At 67.2% G+C, this 1,170-nt stretch carries 2 protein-coding genes; both read left to right on the top strand.

Features of this window, described 5'->3' with window-relative positions; all coding sequences use genetic code 11:
- A partial coding sequence (tagH, locus tag EOA28_RS36420; protein ID WP_128315876.1) for a type VI secretion system-associated FHA domain protein TagH occupies positions 1-696 on the top strand: 696 nt, incomplete at its 5' end.
- Positions 697-700: 4 nt separating this feature from the next.
- Positions 701-1,153 (top strand): type VI secretion system lipoprotein TssJ, encoded by a 453-nt coding sequence (tssJ, locus tag EOA28_RS36415; RefSeq protein WP_040985738.1) that lies wholly within the window; start codon positions 701-703, stop codon positions 1,151-1,153.
- The last annotated feature ends 17 nt before the right edge of the window (positions 1,154-1,170 follow it).

Below are 1,170 nucleotides of genomic sequence, written 5' to 3'. Positions count from 1 at the left end.
CCGGCCGAGAAGCCGAAGGCCGCCCGTCCCTGGGAAATACCGGCGAATGCACCCGAACCGCCTGCCCCGCCGCCTCGCGCTGCTCCCGCGCCGCGGCCGTCGCGTGCAGCGCAGCCTGCGCCGAGCGACATGGCGCTGCGCGCGGCTTTCCTGCGCGGCATGGGCGTCGAGGAGGCCGACTTTCCCGGGCGTGACGCGATCGCCGAAATGGAGAAATTCGGGCGCGAATACAGGCTGATGCTCGACGGCCTGATGCAGCTCTTGCGCAAGCGCGCCGAAGAGAAGGGGAGCGCGCGTGTCGCGCAGACGGTGGTCGGTTCTTCGGAAGTCAACCCGCTCAAATTCCTGCCGACGGTCGAGGATGTCATCGTCACCATCGTCGCCGAGCGCAGCCCTGGCTTTCTCTCCGGCGAGGCGGCGATCAGCGACGCCGTCAAGGATCTCGCTCAGCATCACGTGCGCGCCTGGCGCGGCGTTCAGGCCGCGCTTCGGCGCATGATCGACCGTTTCGATCCGGCCGCGATCGAGGAAGAGCTCAAGTCCAATTCCGCGATCGGCAATCTGCTCGCCGGCGGGCGCAATGCCAAGCTGTGGGAGCTTTACCAGAAACGCCATCGCGACATCGCCCAGAGCGCGGAATCGAGCTTCCTGGGCGAGATCGGCGCAGACTTCAGGGACGCTTACGAAGAGGAGTAGGGACATGATCGACAGACGCGAATTCATCGTTGCTCTCGGCGCGACGGGGCTGCTTGCGGCTTGCCAGAGCGGCCCGCCGAAACCATCGGTGATCTCGGTCAACGTGACCGGCGGCGCCGGCATGAATCCGGGACCGGGCGGCGGCGACCGGCCGGTGACGGTTCTGGTGATGCGGCTTGCCAGCACCGGCAAGTTCAACTCGGCCGATTACTTCGCGCTGCAAGGTGATGCCGGCTCGGCGCTGGGCGCCGACCTCATCGGCTCGGACGCGATCTCGGTCGCGCCCGGCAAGACGGCGGCCAAGACCATCACGGTCGAGCCGAACGCCACGGCGCTCGGCTTCGTCGCGCTGATCCGGGAACCCGGCGGACGCAACTGGCGCACGACCAAGTCGGTTTCGCCGGGGTCGAAATTCACCATCAATGTCAGCCTCGGCAAAGGCGGCATATCCGCCTAGCGAAGCGTCAACAGGGC

The organism is Mesorhizobium sp. M2A.F.Ca.ET.067.02.1.1, assembly GCF_004023285.1.
In the GTDB taxonomy this organism is placed as follows: Bacteria; Pseudomonadota; Alphaproteobacteria; order Rhizobiales; family Rhizobiaceae; genus Mesorhizobium.
This window is presented reverse-complemented; position numbering and strand designations above follow the sequence as displayed.